Source organism: Pseudomonas sp. G2-4 (assembly GCF_030064125.1).
Classification (GTDB): Bacteria; Pseudomonadota; Gammaproteobacteria; order Pseudomonadales; family Pseudomonadaceae; genus Aquipseudomonas.
Genome location: NZ_CP125957.1, coordinates 6,113,863 through 6,132,000, shown reverse-complemented (window position 1 = coordinate 6,132,000; position 18,138 = coordinate 6,113,863). Strand labels below are relative to the sequence as shown.

Annotated in this window: 16 protein-coding genes; 14 read left to right on the top strand and 2 right to left on the bottom strand. The window is 63.3% G+C overall.

Annotated elements, in window-relative coordinates:
• The first annotated feature begins 52 nt into the window (after positions 1–52).
• From QNH97_RS26930 to madM, 13 genes are all read left to right on the top strand, one after another.
• Complete coding sequence (locus QNH97_RS26930) at positions 53–5,983, top strand: Hpt domain-containing protein (protein WP_283554655.1); 5,931 nt, start codon at positions 53–55, stop codon at positions 5,981–5,983.
• Positions 5,976–6,437, top strand: a complete 462-nt coding sequence (locus QNH97_RS26925) for a chemotaxis protein CheW (protein ID WP_283554654.1) — start codon at positions 5,976–5,978, stop codon at positions 6,435–6,437. The genes QNH97_RS26930 and QNH97_RS26925 overlap by 8 nt, the downstream gene beginning before the upstream one ends.
• 203 nt (positions 6,438–6,640) lie before the next feature.
• Complete coding sequence (locus tag QNH97_RS26920) at positions 6,641–7,270, top strand: nucleotidyltransferase domain-containing protein (RefSeq protein WP_283554653.1); 630 nt, start codon at positions 6,641–6,643, stop codon at positions 7,268–7,270.
• Positions 7,233–7,658: a hypothetical protein gene (locus tag QNH97_RS26915; protein ID WP_123343674.1), complete on the top strand. Its 426-nt coding sequence runs from the start codon at positions 7,233–7,235 to the stop codon at positions 7,656–7,658. Before QNH97_RS26920 ends, QNH97_RS26915 begins: the two co-directional genes overlap by 38 nt.
• A gap of 251 nt (positions 7,659–7,909) precedes the next feature.
• Positions 7,910–9,580, top strand: a complete 1,671-nt coding sequence (mdcA, locus tag QNH97_RS26910; protein ID WP_283554652.1) for a malonate decarboxylase subunit alpha — start codon at positions 7,910–7,912, stop codon at positions 9,578–9,580.
• The gene (locus QNH97_RS26905) at positions 9,581–10,456 is read left to right on the top strand and encodes a triphosphoribosyl-dephospho-CoA synthase (RefSeq protein ID WP_283554651.1); all 876 of its coding nucleotides are present in this window, start codon (positions 9,581–9,583) and stop codon (positions 10,454–10,456) included.
• Entirely contained in the window at positions 10,456–10,755 is a 300-nt protein-coding gene (locus QNH97_RS26900) for a malonate decarboxylase subunit delta (protein ID WP_003177514.1), read from the top strand. Before QNH97_RS26905 ends, QNH97_RS26900 begins: the two co-directional genes overlap by 1 nt.
• Complete coding sequence (locus tag QNH97_RS26895) at positions 10,748–11,599, top strand: biotin-independent malonate decarboxylase subunit beta (RefSeq protein ID WP_283554650.1); 852 nt, start codon at positions 10,748–10,750, stop codon at positions 11,597–11,599. The genes QNH97_RS26900 and QNH97_RS26895 overlap by 8 nt, the downstream gene beginning before the upstream one ends.
• Positions 11,596–12,399 (top strand): biotin-independent malonate decarboxylase subunit gamma, encoded by an 804-nt coding sequence (gene mdcE / locus QNH97_RS26890; protein WP_283554649.1) that lies wholly within the window; start codon positions 11,596–11,598, stop codon positions 12,397–12,399. The genes QNH97_RS26895 and mdcE overlap by 4 nt, the downstream gene beginning before the upstream one ends.
• On the top strand, positions 12,393–13,016 hold the full coding sequence (locus QNH97_RS26885; RefSeq protein WP_283554648.1) for a malonate decarboxylase holo-ACP synthase: 624 nt from the start codon (positions 12,393–12,395) through the stop codon (positions 13,014–13,016). The genes mdcE and QNH97_RS26885 overlap by 7 nt, the downstream gene beginning before the upstream one ends.
• Positions 13,013–13,933 carry a malonate decarboxylase subunit epsilon gene (gene mdcH, locus QNH97_RS26880; RefSeq protein ID WP_283554647.1) on the top strand — a complete coding sequence of 307 codons (921 nt, stop codon included), beginning with the start codon at positions 13,013–13,015 and terminating at the stop codon, positions 13,931–13,933. Before QNH97_RS26885 ends, mdcH begins: the two co-directional genes overlap by 4 nt.
• 66 nt (positions 13,934–13,999) lie before the next feature.
• A complete protein-coding gene (madL, locus tag QNH97_RS26875) occupies positions 14,000–14,392 on the top strand; it encodes a malonate transporter subunit MadL (RefSeq protein WP_283554646.1) in 393 nt (130 codons plus the stop codon).
• Positions 14,393–14,397: 5 nt separating this feature from the next.
• Entirely contained in the window at positions 14,398–15,162 is a 765-nt protein-coding gene (gene madM, locus QNH97_RS26870; protein WP_283554645.1) for a malonate transporter subunit MadM, read from the top strand.
• A 138-nt stretch (positions 15,163–15,300) separates the two neighbouring features.
• On the opposite strand, the gene QNH97_RS26865 is transcribed toward madM, so the two are convergent.
• On the bottom strand, positions 15,301–16,215 hold the full coding sequence (locus tag QNH97_RS26865) for a LysR family transcriptional regulator (RefSeq protein ID WP_283554644.1): 915 nt from the start codon (positions 16,213–16,215) through the stop codon (positions 15,301–15,303).
• A gap of 298 nt (positions 16,216–16,513) precedes the next feature.
• Between QNH97_RS26865 and trhA the strand changes: the two genes are divergently transcribed.
• Complete coding sequence (trhA, locus tag QNH97_RS26860; protein ID WP_283554643.1) at positions 16,514–17,131, top strand: PAQR family membrane homeostasis protein TrhA; 618 nt, start codon at positions 16,514–16,516, stop codon at positions 17,129–17,131.
• A gap of 136 nt (positions 17,132–17,267) precedes the next feature.
• On the opposite strand, the gene QNH97_RS26855 is transcribed toward trhA, so the two are convergent.
• On the bottom strand, positions 17,268–17,987 hold the full coding sequence (locus QNH97_RS26855; protein WP_283554642.1) for a 16S rRNA (uracil(1498)-N(3))-methyltransferase: 720 nt from the start codon (positions 17,985–17,987) through the stop codon (positions 17,268–17,270).
• Positions 17,988–18,138 lie beyond the last annotated feature (151 nt).

Here is an 18,138-nt window from a genome sequence, read left to right as displayed (position 1 = left end):
GCCACAGGGTTTGATTTTTACCCTTGGCATACGACTTTGATTTGGAGTGGTTATGGGTGATCGGCACGACTATGTGGCCCTGGAGTGGGTCAAGGGCGAGATTGCCGAAACGCTGAAGCAGGCCCACTTGGCCCTCAACCGCCTGGTGGACGATCCGCAGGCGTCGGATGCCCTCGGGCAATGCCTGGCCTGCATTCACCAGGTCCATGGCAGCCTGCAGATGGTCGAGTTCTACGGCGCGGCGTTGCTGGCCGAGGAAATGGAGCAACTGTGCGCCGCCGTGCAGGACAACCGCATCGTTCATCGCGACGAAGCCATCAGCCTGTTGAGTCAAGCCCTGGGACAGTTGCCGATCTACCTGGACCGCATACAAAGCGCCCGTCGTGACCTGCCGCTGGTGGTGCTGCCGCTGATCAACGACCTGCGCAGCGCCCGAGGCGAGAGCCTGTTGTCGGAAACCAGCCTGTTCAGTCCCGAGCTGCCGGATATCGCGCCGCTCAGCGGCGAAGTCTTGAAACGCCTCGAACCGGCGGACCTGCCAAGCACCCTGCGCAAATTGCGCCAGACCCTGCAAGTGGCACTGGTGGGCTTGCTGCGCGAGCAGGATGACACCACTCACCTCGGTTACCTGGCCAAAGTCTTCCTTCGTCTGGAGGGCCTGTGCGCCGGTGCACCGCTCAATGCCCTGTGGCAGGTGTCTTCGGCGCTGGTCGAGGGCATGCGCGACGGCCGCATCGCCAACAGTCCGGCGTTGCGCAGCCTGTTTAAAGAAGCGGACAAGGAACTCAAGCGCCTGTTGGACCAAGGCATGCCCGGCATCAATCAACCGGCACCGCCACACCTGCTCAAGAGCTTGTTGTTCTATATTGCCAAGGCCGAACATCCCAGCGGGCAGATGCAGATCATGAAAGAACGCTACTCACTGGACGACGCGCTGCCTGACAGCGCCATGGTCGACGAGGAGCGGGCGCGCCTGGCCGGGCCCGACCGCGATGCCATGCGCTCGGTGCTCGCCGCGCTCTGCGAAGAGCTGGTGCGGGTCAAGGAACGCCTCGACCTGTTCGTGCGCAGTGACCGTCAGCACGCTTCGGAGCTGGACAGCCTGCTGGCGCCCCTGCGGCAGATCGCCGACACCCTGGCGGTGCTCGGTTTCGGCCAGCCGCGCAAGGTCATCATCGATCAACTGGCGGTGGTGCTGAGCCTCGCCCAGGGGCAGCGCGAGCCGGATGACGCGACCCTCATGGACGTCGCCGGGGCCTTGCTCTACGTCGAGGCGACCCTGGCCGGCATGGTCGGCACCGTCGAGCCCGAGAGCCGCGAAGACACCCACCTGCCTACCACGGACCTGACCCAGATCCACCAGATCGTCATCAAAGAGGCGCACACCTGCCTGCAACAGGCCAAAGACATGATCGTCGACTACATCGACGCCGACTGGAACAGCGAGCAGTTGCAAACCTTACCGGCGCTGCTGACCCAGGTCCGTGGCGCGCTGGCGATGATCCCCCTGGGCCGTGCCGCCAGTCTGGTGGAGGCCTGCAATGGTTTCATCCGTGAACATCTGTTGCTGGAGCACGCCCAGCCAGGCTGGGAAGAGCTCGACCACCTGGCTGACGTGATCACCGGCCTCGAGTACTACCTGGAGCGTTTGAGCGAAGACCCGGAAACCCCCGGCGAACCCTTGCTGGACGTGGTGGAGCGGAGCCTGGCCGCGCTCGGTTATTTCCCCGACGAAGCTCGGGTGCCCTTGCTTGACGATGTGCTGAGCCCCAACGAAGCCCAGCTTATGCAGGACTTGCAGGAGCTGGATGACCCACAGACCGTGCAGTCCCTGGCCCAAGTGCTGGCCAGTCCGGTCTCGGCGGTCAACCCACCCGCCAGGAACATCCCGGGCAGCCTGCTGCCGCCACCGGTGGATGAGCATCCGGTGGATGATGAGTTGCGCGAGGTCTTCCTCGAAGAAACCGGCGAAGTGCTGGATGTCCTGCGCGAGTACCTGCCGCGCTGGACGACTCACCCTGACGACCAGGGCGCTCTGAGTGAACTGCGTCGGGCCTTCCATACCCTCAAGGGCAGCGGCCGGATGGTCCGGGCGTTGGTGCTGGGTGAGCTGGCCTGGGCCGTGGAAAACCTGCTCAACCGGGTGCTGGAACGCAGCGTCGAGCCCGATGCGTCGGTCCGGCAGTTGATAGACGAGACGGTGCAATTGCTCCCCGACCTGGTGGCTGAATTTGCTGCCCAGCGCCAGCGCCAGCGTGACGACGTCGACCGTCTGGCCGCCCGCGCCCACGGGCTCGCCAGGGGCGGCGATGAAGAAGACGAAGACGTACAGGATGTCGCGGCCCTCGATCCGCTGTTGCTGAAGATCTTCGACAACGAAGCCCAGGGCCACCTTTCCAGCCTCAATCGCTTTCTCGACCAGGCCGCCGATCACCTGCCGTTACAGGCCAGCGACGAACTGCAGCGGGCCTTGCACACCCTCAAGGGCAGCGCATCCATGGCCGGTGTGCTGCCGATCGCCGAGTTGGCCGGTGCGTTGGACGAACTGGCCCGGGAATACAAGGCGCACCTGATCGCTCTCGACCTGGATGAGGTCGAACTGCTGCTGGAGGCCGGAGGCCTGCTCCGCCTGGGCCTGCGCCAGTTGCACAGCGAGCCGCTGGCGCCGATCCCCGGCGCCGAGGCGCTGATCCAACGTGCCCAGGCCCTGTTGGCGGAGCGTCTGCAAGCGACCCTCAGCGCACCCAACAAAGGGTTGCGGGCCAAGCGCGACCCACAATTGATCAACAACTTCCTCGCCCAGGGCATGGACATCCTGCTGGACGCCGAAAGCCTGTTGCAGCGTTGGCAGCAGCACCCGGGCGAAGGCCAGGAACTGAGTGCGCTGCTGGATGAGCTGACCACCCTCGGCGAAGGCGCACACTTGGCCGACTTGCACCCGGTGGACGAACTCTGCGAAGCCCTGCTTGATCTTTATGGCGCGGTGGAAGAAAGCAGCCTGGCGGTCAGCGACACGTTTTTCAAGGAAGCGCAGCGCGCCCATGAGGCCCTGATCGACATGCTCGACGAGCTGGCCGCCGGGCAACATGTGCATGCGCAACCCGAACGGGTACAGGCCCTGCGCAGCCTGCTCGAGACCAGTCTCGACCCAGCGGCCACCGGCCTGATCCGCAGCGACGGCAGCCGTACCTTGAGCATCCGCGAACTGGGTAATGCCACGGCTGAGCTCGAACGCAGCGTCCCCACCGAGACCTCGGTGGACGACGACATCGCCTCGATCTTTCTCGAAGAAGCCCAAGACATCCTCGAGAGCGCCGCCCAGGCGTTGCAACGCTGGCTGGCTGATCCGGAAAATGCTGCGCCGCTGTCCTCGTTGCAACGTGACCTGCACACCCTCAAGGGCGGCGCGAAGATGGCGGGCGTGCGGCCGGTGAGCGATCTGGCCCAGGAGCTGGAAAATCTTTATGAAGGGCTGGTGGACCGCCGCTACAGCTACAGCGAGGAGCTGGCGCAACTGCTCAACAGCAGCCACGAACGCCTCGACCTGTTGCTCGGGCAGTTGCAGCAGCGCCAGCCATTGGGCGACCCCGTTGCACTGATCGACGCCATTCGCCGGTTTCGTCAGGACAAACCGAACACACTGGAGGCGAGCGGGCCGACCCAGGGCGATGCGGCCGGGCATGACCCCGAACTGCTGGAAATCTTCCTCGAAGAAGGCTTCGACATTCTCGACAGCTCTGGCGCGGCACTACTGCGGTGGCAGGAAGAGCCGTCGAACCGCCAGGCCGTGGAAACCCTGTTGCGGGATTTGCACACCCTCAAGGGCGGCGCGCGGATGGTGGAAATCGTGCCCATCGGCGATTTGGCCCATGAGCTGGAAAACCTCTACGAAGGCCTGTCCGCGGGCCTGCTTCAGCCGACCCCGGCGCTGTTCAGTCTGTTGCAGAGCAGCCATGACCGAATCGCCCAAATGCTCGACGCGGTGCGCGCTGGGCAACCGTGTCCGCTGGCAGATCGGCTGATCGCGCAGATCCAGGCTGTGAACCATCCGCAGGCGCGCGAGGCACCCCAAGCCGTCGCTGCCCCGGAACCGGCGCCTGCCCCGCCTGCGGCCCCGACGCCCGCGCCCGTCAGAACCGAGCCAGCCGCACCCAGTGATGGTGCGGACATGGTCAAGGTCTCCGCCGAATTGCTCGACGATCTGGTGAACCTGGCCGGGGAAACGTCGATTTTCCGTGGACGCATCGAACAGCAGGTCAACGATGCACGAGTGGCGTTGGGCGAGATGGAAACCACCATCGAACGGATGCGTGACCAGTTGCGCCGTCTGGATACCGAAACCCAGGGGCGGATTCTCAGCCGTCAGCAGGTGGAGGCCGAGCGTCTGGGGTACGAAGAGTTCGACCCGCTGGAAATGGACCGCCATTCGCAGTTGCAGCAGTTGTCCCGGGCCCTGTTCGAATCCGCCTCGGACCTGCTCGACCTCAAGGAAACCCTCGACCGCAGCAACCACGATGCAGAGAATCTGCTGCAACAGCAGGGGCGCATCAACACCGAACTCCAGGAAGGCCTGATGCGTACACGCATGGTGCCGTTCGAGCGCATGTTGCCGCGCCTCAAGCGCATCGTCCGGCAAGTGGCGCAGGAGCTGGGCAAGGACGTGGAATTCGTGGTCGACAATGCCGAAGGCGAGATGGACCGCAACGTGCTCGAGCGCATGGCCGCGCCGCTGGAACACATGCTGCGCAACGCCGTCGACCACGGCTTGGAACCAGCCGACGTGCGCATCGCCGCTGGCAAACCGGCCCGCGGACGCATCAGCCTCGACCTGGCCCGGGAAGGTGGCGACATCATTTTCGACATCCGCGACGACGGTGCCGGGGTACCGCTGGACGCGGTGCGGCGCAAGGCGATCAAGCGGGGCTTGCTGGCACCGGACAGCGACATGAATGACCGCGACGTGCTGCAGTTCATCTTGCAGCCGGGGTTCTCCACCGCCGAAAAAATCACCCAGATCTCCGGGCGCGGCGTCGGCATGGACGTGGTTCATGAAGAAGTACGGCAACTGGGCGGCAGCATGGTGATCGACTCCACGCCGGGGCAGGGCGTGCATTTCCGCATCCGCCTGCCGTTTACCGTGGCGGTCAACCGGGCACTGATGGTGCAGTGTCATGAAGACCAGTACGCGATTCCGCTGAACACCATCGAAAGCATCGTCCGGGTGTTGCCTGCCGAGCTGGACGGTTATTACCAGAGCGATCCGCCGACCTATACCTACGCCGGGCAGCGATATGAGCTGTGCTACCTGGGCGAACTGCTGAAAACCGGCGCCCGCCCGAAACTGCTGGGCCAGAGCCAACCCTTGCCGGTGCTGCTGATGCAATGCAACGAGCGGCATGTCGCGGTGCAGGTGGACGCCACCGCCGGGACTCGGGAGATCGTGGTCAAGAGCCTCGGCCCGCAATTCTCGGCGGTGCAGGGCCTGTCCGGGGCGACCATCCTGGGGGACGGCCGGGTGGTGCTGATCCTTGACCTGCTGGCGCCGATTCGCGCCATGCCCAGCCACGCGCCGCGCCGCCCGACGACTGAAGGCGAGGGCGAACACCAACGACCGTTGCTGGTGCTGGTGGTGGACGATTCGGTGACGGTGCGCAAAGTCACCAGCCGTCTGCTGGAGCGCCATGGCATGCACGTCCTCACCGCCAAGGACGGCGTGGATGCCATGGCGCTGCTGGCCGAACACGCCCCGGACCTGATGCTGCTGGACATCGAAATGCCGCGCATGGACGGCTTCGAAGTGGCCACGCAAGTGCGCAACGACCCGCGCCTGGCGCACCTGCCGATCATCATGATCACCTCCCGCACCGGCCAGAAACACCGCGACCGCGCCATGGCCATCGGCGTCAACGACTACCTGGGCAAGCCGTACCAGGAATCGGTGCTGCTCGACAGCATCGCCCGCTGGAGCAAGACCCATGCATGAACACCGCACCCACCACCTCACCGGGTTGCTGCTACCCCTGGCTGACCGGCACCTGATTCTGCCCAACGTGGCCGTGGCCGAACTGATCGACTACCAGAGCAGCGCCTTCGATATGGACACCCCGCCATGGTTTCTCGGCTGGGTGAGCTGGCGCGAACGGCAGATCCCGCTGCTGAGCTTCGAATCGGCCTGCGGCCAGAAAACCGTGATCGGCGAACGAGTGCGCATCGTCATCCTCAACGCCCTGGGCGGACGGCCGGAGCTGAGGTTCATTGCCCTGCTGGTGCAAGGCATCCCACGTTCCTACAAGCTCGACACTCAATTGAGCTACGTCGACGTGCCGCTCTGCGGGTTGGAACAGGCGGCGGTGCAAGTGGGGGAACATGTGGCGAAAGTGCCGGATTTGTTGGCGTTGGAGGAGTTGGTGGTGGCTGCGGGATTGGTGAGAGCCTGAGTCCGCTACCCCATAAAGTAGTCATCCACCTGATAGATCGGTCCACCGATACCCTCGCCACAGGAGTTTGCTGCCAGAAGTCAGGCTGTCTCTCTTTTATTGGCGTCGAACCCACCATTCAGAACAAGTAGCGCATAGTGCTGAGCTTGATAAGTCCCAAAAAGGGACCTATCGTTCCCTTTTTGGGACTTGTAGCCTTCTCCATGAATCACCTCTCTCTAAGCGATGCCTTGTTTACGGCCACCCAACAACGGGTCCTGGGCCTGTTGTTCGGTAAACCGGATCAAAGTTTCTATGCCAATGAAATTGCTCGCTGGGCTCAAGTCGGCAAGGGCAGTCTCATGCGGGAGCTGGAGCGTTTGCAAAACTCAGGGATTCTGATGATGACTCGTCAGGGCAATCAAACCCATTACCAGGCCAATGTGCACTGCCCGATCTACGCGGAACTGTTGGGCATCGTTCAGAAAACCATGGGTATAGCCGAGCCCTTGCGCCAAGCCTTGGAGCCGTTTTCCAAGCAGTTGAGCTGGGCATTCGTCTACGGCTCCATCGCCAAAGGCCAGGCGAACGCATCCAGTGACATAGATCTCATGCTGATCGGCGAAGGCCTGCATTACAGTGAAGTGATGGAGCGGCTTATGCCTCTGGAGGAGCAACTGGGCCGTCCTCTTAACCCTACGCTCTACACGCCCCAGGACTGGGCCGCAAAATTTGCGGCGGGCAACAGCTTCGTGGTGCGGGTAGCGCGGCAGGACAAGATCAACTTGCTGGGTGAAGACCCTTTGGAGTCCAAGGATGGGCAAGCAGGAAAGCTTGGAGAACCTGTTACGTAGCGGCAGCCTCAAAGCAGAACCGCCGGATCGCCAGGAATGCGAAGGGTTGATGCGTTCTGCAATGGACCGCCTGACAGATGCGCAAACAGTGTCTCTTTCGTTTGCCAGTCGATTCGACCTGGCGTACAACGCCGCCCATGCCGCCGCCCTTACGGCGCTACGTTTGAGCGGTTATCGTTCGGACAAGCGTTATCTGGTCTTTCAGTGTCTGGTTCATACGGCGGATGTCACCAAAGTGCAGGTCCGGCTATTCGCCCTATGCCATGAGCGGCGCAACCTTGCCGAGTACGAGGGCTATATGGATGAAGATGACGCACTTCTTACCCAACTGATTGAGAGTGCGGTAGAGCTGCTCGAACGGGTCCGGCAATTGATGAGTATGAGTTGATTCCTGGTGGCCGCCACAAGATCCAAAGCCAAACGCAATTCTTGTGGGGAGCTTGCTCCCGCTCGGGCGCGTAGCGGCCGCTTTTTTTGGGGCCGCTTCGCAGCCCAGCGGGAGCAAGCTCCCTCGCCACAGGGCGGTGTGATCCTTCCCACCATTACTCCAACCGTAACGATTCGCCGTTGAGCTTGATTGATGCATCTGCCACGACACTCCTAAGGTAGCCCCCACGACAGCGAACCCGTGGAGTGGTCATGACAACAACAATATCCCCCGACTCGCGCTGGACGCGGCGGCGCAGCGAAAAGCAGCGGCGTCTCGAGCTGGTGAAGGGGCTTGCCGACGGTGTGGTGTTGCCCACCGACAAGATCGTCGCGGCGCTGGAAGCGTTGATCCTGCCCGGCGACCGCGTGGTGCTGGAGGGCAATAACCAGAAGCAGGCGGACTTTCTGTCGCGCTCGCTGGCGAAAGTCGATCCTTCGAAGTTGCACGATTTGCACATGATCATGCCCAGTGTCGGCCGGTCCGAGCACCTGGACCTGTTCGAACGCGGCATCGCCCGCAAGCTGGATTTTTCCTTCGCCGGCACCCAGAGCCTGCGCATCAGCCAATTGCTGGAAGATGGCCTGCTGGAAATCGGCGCGATCCACACCTACATCGAGCTCTACGCCCGACTGGTGGTGGACCTGATTCCCAACGTGGTGCTCTCGGCCGGTTTCATGGCCGACCGTGCCGGCAACATCTACACCGGCCCCAGCACCGAAGACACGCCGGCGCTGATCGAGCCGGCGGCGTTCAGCGACGGGATTGTCATTGTCCAGGTCAACCAGTTGGTGGACGACGTCAGCGACCTGCCGCGAGTCGACATCCCGGCGTCCTGGGTCGATTTCGTGGTGGTGGCCGACAAGCCGTTCTACATCGAACCGCTGTTCACCCGCGACCCGCGCCACATCAAGCCGGTGCACGTGCTGATGGCGATGATGGCGATCCGTGGGATCTACGAAAAACACAACGTCCAGTCCCTCAACCACGGCATCGGTTTCAACACCGCGGCCATCGAACTGATCCTGCCGACCTACGGCGAATCCCTCGGTTTGAAGGGCAAGATCTGCCGTAACTGGACCCTCAATCCTCACCCGACCTTGATCCCGGCCATTGAAAGCGGCTGGGTTGAAAGCGTGCATTGTTTTGGCACTGAGTTGGGCATGGAAAACTACATTGCTGCCCGTCCTGACGTGTTTTTCACCGGACGCGATGGCTCGTTGCGTTCCAACCGCATGGTTTGCCAATTGGCCGGACAGTACGCGGTGGACCTGTTCATCGGCGCCACCCTGCAAGTGGACGGCGACGGCCATTCCTCTACGGTGACCCGTGGCCGACTGGCCGGTTTCGGCGGTGCGCCGAACATGGGCCACGATCCGCGTGGTCGCCGTCACGGCACGCCGGCCTGGCTCGACATGCGCCACGGCGACGGCGAGGCACCGCTGCTCGAGCGCGGCAAGAAACTGGTGGTGCAGATGGTCGAGACGTTCCAGGAGGGCGGCAAACCGACCTTCGTCGACACCCTCGATGCGGTGGAGGTGGCGAAAAAAGCCGGCATGCCCCTGGCGCCGATCATGATCTACGGCGACGACGTCACCCATTTGCTCACCGAGGAAGGCATCGCCTACCTGTACAAGGCCCGTTCCCTGGAAGAGCGCCAGGCGATGATCGCGGCCGTGGCCGGGGTCACTGCCATCGGCTTGCGCCACAACCCGAAAGACACCGCCCGCATGCGTCGCGAAGGGTTGATCGCCTTGCCCGAAGACCTCGGCATCCGCCGGACCGACGCTACCCGCGAGCTGCTGGCGGCCAAGAGCGTGGCCGATCTGGTGGAGTGGTCCGGGGGCCTCTACAACCCGCCCGCCAAGTTCAGGAGTTGGTAAATGCACGCTTTCAACCTGCAACCTGAAAAACTCTCTTTGGCCGAGCGCTTGGCCGATATGGCGGTGGACGCGCTGATCGACGAAGCCGACCTGTCGCCAAAACCTGCCCTGGTAGACCGACGCGGCAGCGGCGCCCATACCGATTTGCACCTGGGCCTGATGCATGCCTCGGCGCTGTCGTTGTGGCCCGCGTTCAAGGAAATGGCCGAAGTCGCCCTCGACTGCGGCGAAATTGGCCTGCCATTGCGCGAAGCCCTCGGACGGATTGGCCGTGAGGGTGAAGCGGCGATGCTCATCACCACGGGCGGCGTGAACACTCATCGTGGCGCGATCTGGGCCTTGGGCTTGCTCGTGGCTGCAGCGGCGCTGGAACCTGAGTCCAGTGCTCCAGGCTCAGTCACCCTGAGGGCCGCTCGCCTGGCCTTGCTCAACGACCGCTACGCGCCGAAACCCTTGAGCCATGGCGCCCAGGTGACCCAACGCTACGGCGTACGCGGTGCCCGGGAAGAGGCGCAATTGGCGTTCCCGGCGGTGACCGGCCTTGGCCTGCCGCAGCTCAAGCGCAGTCGCGTGGCGGGGGTGGGGGAGCAGAACGCTCGGCTCGATGCCTTGCTGGCGATCATGACCACCCTGGCCGACACCTGCGTGCTCTACCGCGCTGGCGAACCGGGTTTGCAGGCCATGCAACAGGGCGCCAAAGCGGTGCTCGATGCCGGCGGCAGTGCCAGCCTGGGCGGACGTCGCCAGTTGCACGCGCTGGACCAACAACTGATTGCCTTGAACGCCTCGCCCGGCGGCGCCGCCGACCTGCTCGCCGCCTGCCTGTTTCTCGACCGCATAGAACGCGGCGATGGCCTCTTCCCTGGAGCGTGCTGATGGAAACCTTATCCTTTGAATTCCCCGCCGGGCAGCCGCCACGGGGCCGGGCGCTGGTGGGCTGCGTCGGCTCGGGCGACCTGGAAGTGCTGATCGAACCCGGGTTGGCGGGCAAGCTGACCATCCAGGTGCAGACCTCGGTCAATGGTAGCCAACAACGTTGGGAGCATCTGTTTGCGCGGATGTTCGACGGCCAGACGCCGCCGGCCCTGGCGATCGACATCCACGACTTCGGTGCCACTCCCGGCGTGGTGCGTTTGCGCCTGGAACAAGGCTTCGAGGAGATCGGCCATGACTGACAGTGCAGCGTTGCTCAACAAGCACAGCTTCGTCGAACTCGGTGCCCGGGAACGGGCGAAAGCCTTGCTCGATGACGGTACGTTCCGCGAGCTGCTCGATCCCTTCCATCGAATCATGTCGCCCTGGCTGCTGCGCCAGGGTGTGGTGCCGCAAAGCGACGACGGCGTGGTGATCGCCAAGGGCAGCGTCGATGGCCTGCCGGTGGTGATCGCTGCCATCGAAGGCGCGTTCCAGGGCGGCAGTCTCGGAGAAGTCGGCGGGGCGAAGATTGCTGGTGCGCTGGAGCTGGCCGCCGAGGACAACCGCAAAGGCATCCCCACCCGTGCCGTGTTGCTGCTGGAAACCGGCGGCGTGCGTTTGCAGGAAGCCAACCTTGGGCTGGCGGCGATTGCCGAGATTCATTCGGCGATTGTCGACCTGCGCCAATACCAGCCGGTGGTCGGTGTGGTGGCCGGTAGCGTTGGCTGCTTTGGCGGCATGTCCATCGCCGCCGGGCTGTGCAGTTATCTGTTGGTGACCCAGGAAGCCCGGCTGGGCCTGAACGGCCCGCAAGTGATCGAGCAGGAGGCCGGGATCGACGAATACGACTCCCGCGACCGGCCGTTCATCTGGAGCCTGACTGGCGGCGAACAACGTTTCGCCACCGGGCTGGTGGACCGTTACGTCGCCGATGATGTGGCGCGGATCCGCCAACAGGTCAGCCAATTGCTGCACCTGGGCGTTCCCGCCGAACACCGCAGCGGCCAGGCCGAGCTGTTCCTGCAACGCTTGGCGCGGTTGGACACTGACGTGCAAATCGAACCGGCAGCGGTTCGCCAGCTGTATCAGGGAGAACGCCCATGAGCTCGTATTCATTGAGAGGCTTGCGCTGGTTCGAGGCCTTGAGTGGCGGCGCCAAACCGTTGGAAGGATTGCCGGCTTCGTTGAAAGTCGCCGATGTCACGCTGGGCGAGCAAAACGTGCGCCTGCTGGCGGTAGTGGCGGATCCCGACAGTCGCTTTCCCCGTGCTCGCAATGGCGAAGTCGGTTTGCTGGAAGGCTGGGGCCTGGCCAAAGCCGTGGATGCTGTCATCGATGCCGACCGTGATGCGCCCCACAAGCGAGCGCTGATCGCCATTGTCGATGTGCCGAGCCAAGCCTATGGCCGGCGCGAAGAAGCCCTCGGCATTCATCAGGCGTTGGCCGGAGCGGCGGACAGCTATGCCCGTGCGCGGCTGGCCGGGCATCCGGTGATTGGCTTGTTGGTGGGCAAGGCGATGTCCGGGGCGTTCCTGGCCCACGGCTACCAGGCCAACCGGCTGATTGCGCTGCGCGATCCTGGGGTGATGGTCCACGCCATGGGCAAGGCCTCAGCGGCGCGGGTGACCCTGCGCAGCGTCGAAGAGCTTGAAGCCCTGGCTGCCAGCGTGCCGCCGATGGCCTATGACATCGACAGCTTTGCCAGCCTCGGTTTGCTATGGGAAACCTTGTCCGTCGAGCAGATCGAACAACCGACGGCGGCTGATCTGGCGCGGGTCACCGATTGCCTGAAACAGGCGATCAATGCCGCTGCGGCTGCGCCTCGAGACTTGAGCAGTCGTCTGGGCGCGCCCCATCGGGCGGCCTCCAGCACGGTTCGCCAGTTGCTGAGCGCGCAGTGGTGAATCACCTCATGGCCCACGATCTGCTCTGGGGGATGACCCCGCAGCGGTTACCTGTGGAAGCGCCGGGCTGGGCTGTTGAAGCCCTGAGCCTCGGGCAACCGGTGGTGGTGCGAAGGGCGATGACCGCTGTGGGGCACGTCGCGGTGGGTGTGCGAGGTGCGTCGCGGGAGCAACGCTACGCCACGTCGATGCCGGTGGTCGCCATCCAGCGTCGGGTGCGGCCGGAGGACCTGTGCCAGGTCGAGCTCAGCCGCGACCTGCCAGCGCTGCAGGCGCTGGCGCAGTTGCGGCCGCTGCTCGACGCCGGCGGCTGGACCTGGGGTGTGAGCGGCAGTGCCGGGTTCGAACTCGCCAGTGGCATCGAGGCGCTGCATGAGCACAGTGACCTGGACCTGATCCTGCGCACGCCGCAACCGTTGGAGCGTTCTCGGGCCAGGGATTTGCTGGCGCAACTGGACGACTCGGTATGCACCGTGGACATGCAGTTGCAAACGCCTCGCGGTGCCGTCGCCCTGCGAGAATGGGCCGGATCGTCGTGCCGAGTCTTGCTCAAGGATGACGTTCAGGCGCGGCTGGTGATCGATCCCTGGCGGCCGTCGCTGGAGCAGGTCGCGTGAGCAGCCTCCTGGTGTTTCCCGGCCAGGGTGCGCAACGGGCAGGCATGCTCCATGGCCTGGCGGCGCAGATCCTGAAGGAGGCGAGTGACGTACTCGGTGAGGACGCGCTGCAACTGGACAGCGCCGACGCGCTGCAATCGACCCGCGCCGTGCAGCTGTGCCTGTTGATCGCTGGCGTGGCGGCGTCCCGTCGCTTGCTGGAAGAGGCACCAGCACCGGACTACGTGGCGGGACTGTCCATCGGGGCGTATCCAGCGGCGGTGGTGGCTGGTGCGCTGGGGTTTGACGATGCGTTGCGACTCGTTAGCCTGCGGGGCGAGTTGATGCAACAGGCGTATCCGCAAGGCTACGGCATGACTGCGATCATCGGCCTGGACCTCGCGGCAGTGGAGGCTTTGCTGGCGCGGGTGCACAGCGACAGGACACCGGTCTACCTGGCCAACATCAACGCAGATAATCAGGTGGTCATCGCGGGCAGTGATGAGGCAATGAACAATGTTGCCAAACAAGCGCGAAGCCTGGGTGCCGGGAAGGCCTGTCGGCTGGCGGTCAGCGTGCCGTCCCATTGCCCGTTGCTGGAGACACCGGCCCGGGCATTGGCGCAAGCCTTTACCGACGTGTCGATGAAAACCCCGCGGTTGGGTTATCTCAGCGGCAGCCGCGCCCGGCCCGTGACGAATATCGAGGCCTTGCGCGACGACCTGGCGTTCAACATGTGCCGCGTCGTCGATTGGCGCGGCACGGTGCAAAGCGCGTACGAGCGTGGCGTGCGGCTACAGATCGAACTGCCACCCGGAGCGGTACTCACCGGGCTGGCGCGCCGGGTATTCGAGCAGGGCACGGTCATGGCTGTCGACGGTGCCCGGCTCGACACTTTGCAGGCGCTACTGCGTGAGGAGGGAAGCCGCCAACCCTAGACACCGACTCAAGCTGGCGAAGCACAAAAACAACAACTTCGACGATGCACTTTGAGGACTACAACAATGATTATTTACGGTGTGGCGTTTCTGGCCTTTTGTACCCTGGCGGGTATTTTCATTGGCGAGCTGCTGGGCAAATTGATCGGCGTGCCGGCCAACGTCGGTGGCGTCGGCATTGCGATGCTGCTGTTGATCGGCTTGGGCAGTTACCTGGGCAAGCGTGGCCTGTTCAAGGGCAAGTCCGAGGCCGGTGTGGAATTCTGGAGTGCGATCTACATTCCTATCGTGGTGGCCATGGCCGCACAGCAAAACGTCTACGGTGCGCTCAAGGGCGGGCCGATGGCGATCCTGGCCGGCACCCTGGCGGTGGTGATTGCCTTCGCGTTGGTGCCGGTGCTGGTACGCATTGGTAACAAGACGCCCGACGAAAATGTCTCCGCGAAGACGGTGGGGTGATCGCCATGTACGAATCAATGATGAAAGTGATCACCGGCTACGGCCTGATCAGTGGTTTTGCGATTGTCGGCATCACCATGTGGGTGTCGTACTGGATCAGCGACACCTTCACCAAAGGTCGCCTGCACGGCTCGGCCATCGCGATCCTGCTGGGGCTGGTGCTGTCGTACATCGGCGGTGCGATGACCGGTGGGCAGAAGGGTGTGGTGGACATTCCATTGCTGTCCGGGATTGGTTTGCTCGGTGGCGCCATGCTGCGGGACTTTGCCATTGTCGCCACGGCGTTTGGCGTGAGTGTCGAGGAACTCAAACGCGCCGGATTCGTCGGGGTGTTGGCACTGTTTGTTGGGGTAGGTACGTCGTTCATTGCTGGCGTCGGGGTGGCGATGGCCTTCGGTTACACCGATGCAGTGAGCCTGACCACCATCGGTGCCGGGGCAGTGACCTACATCGTCGGGCCGGTCACTGGCGCGGCGATTGGCGCCAGTTCGGAGGTGATGGCGTTGTCCATTGCCGCGGGGTTGATCAAGGCGATCCTGGTGATGGTGGCAACGCCTTTCGTGGCACCGCTGATCGGCCTCAATAATCCCCGCAGCGCAGTGATTTTCGGTGGCTTGATGGGCACCTCCAGCGGCGTCGCCGGTGGCCTGGCGGCCACCGATCCGAAGCTGGTGCCGTACGGCTGCCTGACGGCGGCGTTTTATACGGCGCTGGGGTGTTTGCTCGGGCCTTCGTTGTTGTATCTGATCATGCGGGGGTTGATGGGGTAGGGCTTAGTCTTTTGCTGACAGGACTGGCCTCATCGCGAGCAAGCTCGCTCCCACACAGGTCTTGTGTCGTACTCAGATGTTGGGGACGACACAAATCAATGTGGGAGCGAGCCTGCTCGCGAAGGGGGCGACTCGGTCTCAAGCCTGCCGATTGGCATACATCCGGCACTCCGCCAACAGCGCCAGCAGATTCGGATCACGCTCCTTTGCCTTGAGGAACACCACGCCGATGTGCTGCTGCAACCGGTACTTTTCCTGCAACGGGATCAGTTTCACCCGGTTTTCATACACGGCCGCAATCCTGCCCGGCAACAATGCATAGCCCACCCCGGAGCTGACCATGCTCAGCAGGGTAAAGATGTCGTTGACCTGCATCGCCACCTTCGGCTCGAACCCCGCCTGCTTGAACACCCGGTTACCGTCCTGGTGGGTGGCGAAGCCTTGGGTGAGGGTGATGAAGGTTTCGTTGCGCACCTCGGCCAGGTCCACTTCGCTGCGCTGGGCAAAGGGGGAGTCGGCCGGTGTGGCGAGAAAGATATCGTCGGAAAACAGCTCGATATGCTCGCAGTCCGGGTCGTTCACGCTGTCGTCCAGGGCGATCAGGATCGCGTCCACCTCCATGTTCTTGAGCTTGTACAGCAGGTCGATGTTCGAGCCCAGGATCAGGTCGATATTGAGTTCGCTGCGGCGGATTTTCAGGCCCATGATCAGCTGTGGCACGGTCTTGACCGTCAACGAATACAGCGAGCCGAGCTTGAAGCGCTCGGCGGAGAACCCGGCGGCTTCACGGGTCAGGCGCACACTTTCGAGCACGTCCTGGATCAGCTTCTGCGCCCGCTCCTCCAGCACATAGGCGCTTTCCAGCGGCGTGAGGTTGCGGCCTTCATGCTTGAACAGCGGACAACGCAAGGCGCTCTCCAGCGAGTGAATGGCCCGGTGCACGCTGACGTTGCTGGTCTGCAAGTCGGCCGCTGCCCGCGCCAGGTTGCCGGTACGCATGAAGGCCAGGAACACCTCGAGTTTTTTCAGGGTCAATTCTTCGTCGATCAGCATGGGGTGGGCTCTTATTTGTATCGCCCGATTGTGCCCCAATCGGTCTTTGTAGCGAGGGAATTTAGCTGCGATGAATATCCAGTGGAGGAACACTACCTGTGGCGAGGGAGCTTGCTCCCGCTTGAGTGCGCAGCGCTCACAAAATTCTGGGGGCGGCTGCGCCACCCAGCGGGAGCAAGCTCCCTCGCCACAGAGACCTCACCACTCTTGAGTGTTGGCAGGCTTGAAGCAAACCATTGCACTTTGCAGCGCCAAGCCTGAGCCTTGGCGTCTGTTTTGGAGTATGCGGGGGGATTGGATGTATCACGGGGAACGACTCAATGCCTGGACGCACCTGGTCGGGGCGGTCGCGGCTTTTATCGGGGCGGTATGGCTGCTGGTGATTGCCGGGATGGCCGGCGATCCGTGGAAGATCGTCAGCGTGGCCATCTACGGTTTTACCTTGCTGGCGCTCTACAGTGCTTCAACGGTGTACCACAGCGTGCGCGGGCGCAAAAAAGCCATCATGCAGAAGGTCGATCACTTTTCGATCTACCTGCTGATCGCCGGCAGTTATACGCCGTTCTGCCTGGTGACCCTGCGGGGGCCGTGGGGTTGGACCTTGTTCGGGATCGTCTGGGGGCTGGCGCTGATCGGCATCTTGCAGGAGATCAAGCCTCGTTCCGAAGCGCGGATCCTGTCGATTGTGATCTACGCCGTGATGGGCTGGATCGTGCTGGTGGCGGTCAAGCCGTTGATGGCGGCCCTTGGCAGCACCGGATTTGCCTGGCTGGCCTCGGGCGGTGTGTTGTACACCGTGGGCATCATCTTTTTCGCCCTCGACAACCGTCTGCGCCACGCCCATGGGATCTGGCACCTGTTTGTGATCGCCGGCAGCCTGCTGCACTTCGTCGCGATTTTGTTTTATGTGCTCTGATTCGTTAACACCGCTGATCCATTGTGGGAGCGAGCCTGCTCGCGATTGCAGTGGATCAGTCGGCATCCATGTTGAATGTTAAACCGCTATCGCGAGCAAGCTCGCTCCCACATTGATCTTCAGTGGTCGCAGGAAACTAGAAATCCCCCCACAACTGCTGTGCCACCGCCAGCGCCACCACCGGGGCGGTTTCGGTGCGCAGCACCCGGGGACCGAGGCGGGCGGCGTGGTAGCCGGCGGTCTTGGCCTGTTCGACTTCGGCGTCCGACAGCCCTCCCTCGGGGCCAATCAGGAATGCCAGTGCCTGCGGCTTGACGTGGCTGACCAGCGGCTCGGCCACCGGGTGCAGTACCAGTTTCAGTTCGGCCTCAGTCTGCTTCAGCCAGTCGGCCAACAGCAGCGGCGGGTGGATCATCGGCACGGTGGAGCGCCCGCACTGCTCGCAAGCGCTGATCGCTACCTGGCGCCAGTGCAGCAGGCGTTTATCGGCGCGTTCGTCCTTGAGGCGCACCTCGCAGCGTTCGCTGAAAATCGGCGTGATCTCGCTGACCCCCAGTTCCGTGGCTTTCTGGATCGCCCAATCCATGCGCTCGCCCCGGGACAGGCCCTGGCCGAGGTGAATGCGTAACGGCGATTCAACCTGCCCGGCGAACTGCTCGTCCAGCTGCACCCGCACGCGCTTTTTGCCGACCTCGGCCAACGTGCCGCGAAACTCCTGGCCGGAGCCGTCGAATACCTGCACCGCATCGCCCTCGGCCATGCGCAGCACCCGACCGATGTAATGGGCTTGGGCTTCGGGCAGTTCGTGGTCGCCGAGGCTCAGGGGGGCGTCGATGAAGAAGCGGGACAGTCTCATGTGCGTTCTCTACTGAATCTGATAATCGGCATTGCAGGTTGATCGAGCGTTTTTGTGGCGAGGGAGCTTGCTCCCGCTCGGGTGCGCAGCGCCCGCTCTTTTGGGGGCCGCTGCGCAGCCCAGCGGGAGCAAGCTCCCTCGCCACAGAGAA